Here is a 7,482-nt window from a genome sequence, read left to right as displayed (position 1 = left end):
TCGCGCTCGCAGGTGTCGAACTGGCCAAAGCGGGTCTGATCGGCGCGGATCACGATCAGCGCGCAATCGGCGTTCTTCAGGAAGGCGCGGGCATCATCGTTCACCAGAACCGAGGGCAGATCGAAGATCATCAGGTCAGGCTTGTAGGCGGCCTCGATCGTGTCCAGCACCTCGACGGTATCTTCGGCCAGCAACAGCCGGGTCGGGTCGGCTTCGGGGTGGCGCGCCATCGAGAAGGCGACATTGTCGCCATAGCGCAGGGCATTCTCGGCGAAACCCGCCGCGCCGGTCAGCACCTCGCCGATGCCATGCGGTGGTTCGGTCTCGAAGAAGAGGTGCACCGAGGGATCACGAAGGTCGAGATCGAACAGGATCGAGCGCAGGTCGCGCTGGCGGCCCAGTCCCAGCGCCAGGTTGCAGGCGATCGTGGTCTTGCCCGATCCCGGCATCGGCGAGGTGATCGCCAGCCGCTTCCAGCCGTTCTGGCGCATCTGAAGCAGCACCTTGGTGCGCAGGATGTCGAAGGGCGTGGCGGCCTCGCCGGCCTCGCGGGTGACCACGAGATGATCGACCAGTTGCCGCTCGTCCAGTTCGAAGGGCGCAAGCGCCTGCCAGAGCGCATCGGTTTCGGGCACGGATCCGGTGGATCGGGCCTGGAGCTGGCGCCGGGCGGGCACCATCACTCCCTGTCCCGCGCGGGTTTTGCGGGCTTTCTCCAGAGCTGCCTGCAGTTTTTCCATGATTTTTCTTCTCGGTACGGCCGGGACTCAGCCCATGCGGGTCGCGCCGGACACCTGTCCAGCCGGGAACTGGGAAAGATCCGGACCGAGGCTGGACCATAGGGCAGGCAGCAACGCGGCCGCCATGACGAAGGACACCCCCAGAATCTGCCGCCGCCGCATCAGCCTGCCATCCTTGGCGCGCATGTGGGGAATCGTGGTGATCGGCGTGATGTTGAAGCGGCCGGTCAACTCGCCCGGGCTGCGGATGTTCCGGTTCAGGAGTTCCAGCAGCACGAAATAGGCCGCGGCCAGCCCGACCCCCGCGCCCGCGCCCAGGATCGCGACCTTGGGCCGGTTGGGTCCGGTGGGGACCTGGGGCACGTTGGCATTCTCGATCACGCTGATGCGCTGGCCCTGGGCGGTGCTTTCGACGCGCTCGCTCATCCGGGCCTGGTTGAGATTGGTGACCGCGGCGTTGTAGCGGGTCTGGATCATCTGGTAGTCGCGTTCGAGCGCGGCAAGCTGGATGCCGTTCGCCGCACTTTGCGAGATCGCGCGCTGAAGCCCGTCCAGTTCCTCTCTGGTATCGGCGATATCGATTTCGATCGTCGCGATCTGGCCGTCGATCTGGGAGAGCGTCGCATCGAGCATCGCCTGCTCGGGCGAGGTCTCGCCCTCTGCGCCCACCAGGCCGGCCTCGGCCTGGGCCTTGACCACGGCTTCCAGCCGGTCGATCACCGCCTGTAGCCGAATTATCCGGGGGCTCTGGTCGGAATAGACCGCGCGGGCGTTCTCCAGCTCCGCCCGGGCGACGATCAGCCGTTCCTCCTCGGGCGTTCGGCGAGGCCCGATCCCCTCGACGGAGCTGACCCGCCCGGTGGCCTCGAAGATGCGCAAGAGTTCCTCGCGCTGTGTCTGGCGGGCGCCGAGATCGCGCTCCAGTCGGGACAGGCGTTCCTGAAGCAGGGTCTGGCGGCCGAGCCGGTAGCTTTGTTCCTCGGGAAGGGCATCGGCATTCTCGGATTTGAAGGTCGCGATTGCCGCGCTCTGGCGGTCAAGCTCCTGACCCAGCCGCTGCACCTCCTGTTCGAAGAACGAGAGCGTGCTTTCCGCGCGCGAGGTCCGGAAGCGCGCGTTTTCCTGAAGCACCAGCGTGACATATTCGTTGACGACATCCGCCGCGATACGGCCGGAATGCGAAGAGAAGCTGATCGTCATCAGCGTCGCCTGCTCGCGCCCCGCACTGCGCCGGATCCGCGTCGAGGACCGCATCTTGCTCACCACCGCGTCGGGCTCCATCTGCCGGATGTCGGGAAAGACGCGGAAGCGATTGGCGATGTCGATGAGGTTCGCGCGCGTCAACAGCCGCTGCTCGATGATGTCGAGCTGTTCTGTCGCCCCGGTCTGCACCGTTGAGACGACCATGTTGTCCGGGATTTGCGGGGCTTCGACGAGCAGGCGGGCGGAGGTCTCGTAGGTCTCGGGCAGCTTGAACGCAGCGATGATGCCGCCGGCCACGCCGATCAGCACGAAGAGCGCCATCACCGGCAGGCGGCGCAGGAACAGGGCCCAGTAAAGTCGCAGGTCGAAATTCATTCGGCGGCCTTCCCGAAACTGTCGATCGGCTCGGCCAGCAGAAGCGGAGCGCCAAGCGGCTTGAGGATCAGCCCGTCGCGCACCAGTTCGCGGATGATGCCGATGCCGACCTTGTCCTGGCCCGCGCTCGAGGTATAGACAAGCGCCAGATCGCAGAGCTTGTTCACCACGCGCGGGATACCCCCGGATTCCTCGAAGATGCAGCGGGTCGCCTCGGGGGTGAATTCCTTGCCGGTCCCGCCAACGTGCTGCAGCCTGTGTGCGATATAGTCACGGGTCGTGGCGATATCCATCGGCTCGAGATGGTAAACCGCCATCACCCGCTGGGCGAACTGCCTCAGTTCGGGCCGGCGGATCAGGTCGCGCAGTTCGGGCTGGCCGACCAGGATGATCTGCAGCAGCTCGTCCTTGCCCGAGTTGATGTTGGTGAGCATGCGCAGCTCTTCCAGCGTCTCGGCGCCCAGGTTCTGCGCCTCGTCCACGATCAGCGCCACATGACGCCCTGCGGCGTATTCCTCGAGAACGAAGCCCTGGAACTGCTGGAACAGCGAGACATAGTCAGCCCCCGGCGTCACCGCGACGTCCAGCGCGTTCAGCACCCAGCGCAGCAGATCCCCCCGCCCGCCCTGGGCGTTCGAGATCAGGCCCACGGTCACCTCGTCATCGACCCGACGCAGCAGCGCCTGGATCAGCGTGGTCTTGCCGGTTCCCACCTCGCCGGTGACCACGGTCAGCGGCGCACGCGTCACCAGCCCGTATTCCAGCACCGAGAAGGCCCGGGCATGGGCCGGCGACCAGAACAGGAAGTCCGGATCCGGCAACAGCGAGAAGGGCCGCTCGGTAAAGCCGAAATGGGCGTTGTAGAGGGAGCTGCTCATGACCTGATTGCGTAATGTCCTTTACCCCGGAGACGGCGCTGCCGGTCGCGAGGAACGAATGACGGGAAACCTTTGCCTCTGCCTGTGGCGGTAGTGGCAAGTTGCGTCATTTTCAAGGCAATCCCGTGGCCGCCCTCAAGGTCCACTCTATCCCATGGGGCCACGATTCGCAGGAATCGTGCGCGATTCCGGGGATCCGGGCGCCCTGAAGTTTCCGTCAGATCCACAATCCGGCCGCGGTGATCGGAGTGTCCCGGTCTTCCACGCCCACAGGTTGCAGTGCCGCCCGGAATCTGCCCCGAAACGGCCTGATCAGGAAAAAATTCGCCGGAAAATCAATGCGCCCTCACCGTGACCTTTGATTCATCTCGGCCATAATGCTACCACGATACGGGTGGGTCGGCATTGTCCGACCCCGGGGGAGAACTTGCGGCCTCCGTGCCGCGGGTGAGAGGGTGACAATTTTTGAAGGATCGGCCTTGGCCGATTGCTGCTCATGACATTATATTTGACTGACTTGAATGCGGACGCCCCGGCAAAGCCGGTGATCGGTCCCGAACCGCGCCGTCAGCCGGCCCCGACAGGGATCTACCGTGCCGGCTTCAAGCGGATGCTCGATCTGGTGCTGGTCGTCGTGAGCGCACCGTTCAGCGTACCCCTGATTCTCCTGCTGGCGCTGCTCGTGATGACCGACGGGCACCGGCCGTTCTACACGCAGCTGCGCGTCGGCCGGAACGGCAAGTCCTTCCGGCTGTGGAAGCTGCGCACCATGGTGCCCGATGCCGACCGGATCCTCGAGGAATATCTCGCCCGGAACCCGGTGGCCCGGCTGGAATGGAACGCAACGCAGAAGCTGAAATGCGATCCCCGGATCACCCCGGTCGGCCGCCTTCTGCGCAAGATCTCGCTCGACGAGCTGCCGCAGCTCATCAACGTGCTGAATGGAACCATGTCGCTGGTCGGCCCGCGGCCGATGATGGTCTCGCAGAAGCCGTTCTATCCGGGAACCGCCTATTACGACCTGCGCCCCGGCATCACCGGCCTGTGGCAGATATCGGACCGCAACGACTGCGATTTCGCCGGCCGGGCGCCCTATGACGAACGGTATCATCAGGTTCTGTCCTTCTGGACAGATCTCGTCATCCTGCTGCGCACTGTCGCCGTGGTGCTGCGCGGGACCGGCTACTGACCGGCAATTGAACCATCCACGGCTTGCGGGCAGGCCGTTGAGTGCGAAAGATAGGAGGGCAGGCCAGTCATGGCCTGTCTTGCTTGCGTGTTGATTGGCCGAAGGATTTCTTTCCCGTGCGTGTTCTGACCCGACTGCTTCCCGCCGCCTTCCTGGGCTCCTCGCTCATGCTCTCGGCCTGCCAGTCCTCCGAGGACAAGGCCGAAGGCCATTACCAGACGGCCCTCGCCCTGATCGAGCAGGGCGATTACGACCGTGCCATCGTCGAACTGCGCAACGTCTTCCAGAATGACGGTGCGCATCGCGAGGCGCGCCGCACCATTGCCCAGGTCATGCGCGATCACCGCGGCAACCGGCAGGAGGCCTACAGCCAGTATCTGCGCCTGGCCGAACAATATCCCGACGATCTGGACGCCCGGATCGCGCTTGCCGAACTCGCCTTCGCCTCGAGCCTCTGGGAAGAGGTCGACCGGCATGGCGGCAGGGCCGAGGAACTGGCCCCCGAGGATGCCCGGGTCAAGGCGATCGCGACAGCGCGGGCCTATCGGGCGGCGGCGCTTGGCCGGGACGAGGCTGCGCGCCGCGAGGCGGGCCGCCGGGCCGATGCGCTGTTGAGCGAACAGCCCGACAATTTCCTGCTGCGCAATGTCGTGATCGACAACGCGCTGCGCGAGGGGGACCTTTCCCGGGCCCTGGCCGAGATCGACAAGGTGATCGCCGTGCAGCCCGACAATCCCCGCTACTACCAGGAGCGGCTGAGGGTGCTCGCCCAGACCGGCGACATGGCGGCGCTCGAGGCGCAGTTGCGCGACATGGTCGTGCGCTTCCCTGAGGATGCCAACACCAAGGCGAAGCTGGTCCGCTTCTACCTCTCGCAACAGGATATCGACGCAGCCGAGGCCTTCCTGCGCGAGCTTGTCGCCGCCTCGCCGCCCGAGGAGTCCGGTCCCACGGTGGATCTGATCCGCTTTCTCGCCGAGATACGCGGCGTCGAGGCCGCCCGGGCCGAGATCGACAGGGCAATCGCCGAACGTGCCGACCCGGTCCCGTTCCAGGTGCTGGGCGCGGGGCTGGATTTCACGGCCGGCAAGCGCGCCGAGGCGATCGCGGCGATGGAGAATGTCCTGAAGGCGGCCGAACCGTCCGAACAGACCCGCAACATCAAGATCGCGCTGGCGCGGATGCTGCTGACCACCGGCAACGAGGTGGGCGCCCGCACCCGGGTCGAGGAGGTCCTGGCCGAAGAAGCGACCCATCCCGAGGCACTCAAGATGCGGGCGGCCTGGCTGATCGAGGCCGACGACACCGATGCCGCGATCGCCGCGCTCCGGACCGCGCTCGACCGGGCCTCCGATGATTTCCAGGCGATGACGCTGATGGCCGAGGCCTATTCCCGCTCGGGCCGGCCCGAGCTTGCCCGGGACTTCCTGGCACTGGCCGTGGAAGCGTCGGGCAACGCGCCCGCCGAGACGATCCGCTATGCGCGCGTCCTGATCGGCAATGAAAGCTATCTGCCGGCCGAGGACATCCTGATCCGGGCGCTGCGCGCCGCGCCCGACAATCCCGACCTTCTGGTGGTGTTGGGCGAGCTTTACCTGCGGATGGAGGATTTCCCCCGGGCCCAGCAGGTCGCCGACACGCTGCGGCGTCTGGACAATCCGGCGGCGGTGCAGGCGGCCAACGGGCTCGATGCCGAACGCATCAACCGCCAGAGCGGCACCGAACAGGCCATGGCCTTCCTCGAACAGATCGCCGGTGGCGCAGATGCGACGCTGGCTTCGAAGATCGCGCTGGTCCGTGCCCGGATGGCGACCGGCGACAGCGCGGGCGCGCTGGAACAGGCCCGCGGGCTGAAGCAGGAAAATCCCGGCAACGAGGCGCTGGATTTCGTTCTGGCTACCGCGCTTGCGGTGAACGGCGATCTGGCCGGGGCTGAGGAGATCTATCGCGGCCTCGTCGCGGCCAACCCGATGCGGCCGGGGGTCTGGCTGGAAATCTCGCGGATCCGGCAGCGCCAGGGCGACCGCGCCACCGCGATGGCGACGATCGACGAGGGGCTGGGCCACACGCCCGAGGACGGGCAGCTTCTGTGGGCAAGGGCGTCCTTCCTGGAACAGGAGGGCGATATCGACGGCGCCATCGCGATCTACGAAGGGCTCTACGAGCGCGATTCCTCGTCGCTGGTCATCGCGAACAACCTTGCCAGCCTTCTGGCGACTTATCGCCAGGATCCGGCCAGCCTGGAACGGGCCTGGACCATCGCCCGGCGGCTGGGCGATACCGAGATCCCGGCGATCCAGGACACCTATGGCTGGATTGCCCACAGGCGCGGCGAAAGCGCCGAGGCGCTGCCCTATCTCGAGGCCGCGGCCCGGGGGCTGCCTGAGGATGCGCTGGTCCAGTATCACCTGGCCCAGGCCTATCTGGCGCTCGGCCGGCAGGACGACGCGCTGGCCCGGTTTCGCAAGGCCGTCGAGATTGCCGGTCCGGGCGACAGCCGGACCCAGATCGAGGAGGCGCGCCAGCAGCTGCGAGCGCTTCAGGCGGCCCCCGGCCCGGCCGAGAACTGAGCCGTCCGGACACCGCGGGCCGGGGCTGTCCCCGGCCCGTTGCGTGACAGCTTCACTACACCTTGCGGCGGGATGAGGCGGGTGACGTATTATACCCTTTCCTCGCCCGTCCGTGCCGACGAGAATGGCGCCAAATCTGGCAGGAAGGCAAAGCGGCATGCTGTACTTGAAACGTATCCTGACCGGTCTGGTCCTGGCCCTGATGGCGGCGGCCACGACGACAGAGGCGGTGGCGCAGCAGGAATACCGGGTTCGGCCGGGTGACACGCTGACCATCGAGGTGCTTGAGGATACCAGCCTCAACCGCGCGGTGGTGGTGCTGCCTGACGGGCGGATCAGCTTCCCCTTCGCGGGGTCGGTGCAGGTGGGCGGGCGCACAGTGGCCGAAATCGAGCGGGCGATCACCGCGGGCATCGGCCCGAATTTCGCGGTCACGCCGAATGTCTTCGTCTCGGCCCAGCCCGGCGACCGGGCGGCCTATGCCACGGGCGCGGCGCGGTCTTCGGCCATGGACATCTATTTCCTGG

The 7,482-nt window shown here is 66.3% G+C and carries 6 protein-coding genes; 3 read left to right on the top strand and 3 right to left on the bottom strand.

Translation table 11 applies throughout. The features are described 5' to 3' along the window. The 3 genes from ENN83_RS06295 to ENN83_RS06285 all read right to left on the bottom strand — a co-directional run. On the bottom strand, positions 1-740 hold a 740-nt coding region (locus ENN83_RS06295; protein ID WP_287185293.1), incomplete at its 3' end, for a CpsD/CapB family tyrosine-protein kinase. Positions 741-767: 27 nt separating this feature from the next. Continuing rightward, the gene (locus ENN83_RS06290) at positions 768-2,318 is read right to left on the bottom strand and encodes a GumC family protein (protein ID WP_287185292.1); all 1,551 of its coding nucleotides are present in this window, start codon (positions 2,316-2,318) and stop codon (positions 768-770) included. Further along, positions 2,315-3,196, bottom strand: coding sequence for an ExeA family protein (locus tag ENN83_RS06285; protein WP_287185291.1), 882 nt, complete (start codon positions 3,194-3,196; stop codon positions 2,315-2,317). The genes ENN83_RS06290 and ENN83_RS06285 overlap by 4 nt, the downstream gene beginning before the upstream one ends. Before the next feature lie 544 nt (positions 3,197-3,740). Between ENN83_RS06285 and ENN83_RS06280 the strand changes: the two genes are divergently transcribed. The 3 genes from ENN83_RS06280 to ENN83_RS06270 form a co-directional block, all read left to right on the top strand. Further along, positions 3,741-4,385, top strand: coding sequence for a sugar transferase (locus ENN83_RS06280; protein WP_414707626.1), 645 nt, complete (start codon positions 3,741-3,743; stop codon positions 4,383-4,385). A 116-nt stretch (positions 4,386-4,501) separates the two neighbouring features. Further along, a complete protein-coding gene (locus ENN83_RS06275) occupies positions 4,502-6,955 on the top strand; it encodes a tetratricopeptide repeat protein (protein ID WP_287185289.1) in 2,454 nt (817 codons plus the stop codon). 157 nt (positions 6,956-7,112) lie between these two features. Next, on the top strand, positions 7,113-7,482 hold a 370-nt coding region (locus ENN83_RS06270), incomplete at its 3' end, for a polysaccharide biosynthesis/export family protein (protein WP_287185288.1).

The organism is Rhodovulum sp., from assembly GCF_011048875.1.
Taxonomy (GTDB): domain Bacteria; phylum Pseudomonadota; class Alphaproteobacteria; order Rhodobacterales; family Rhodobacteraceae; genus Rhodovulum; species Rhodovulum tesquicola.
The sequence above is the reverse complement of the archived record's forward strand: the minus strand, read 5'-3'. Positions and strand labels throughout refer to the sequence as shown.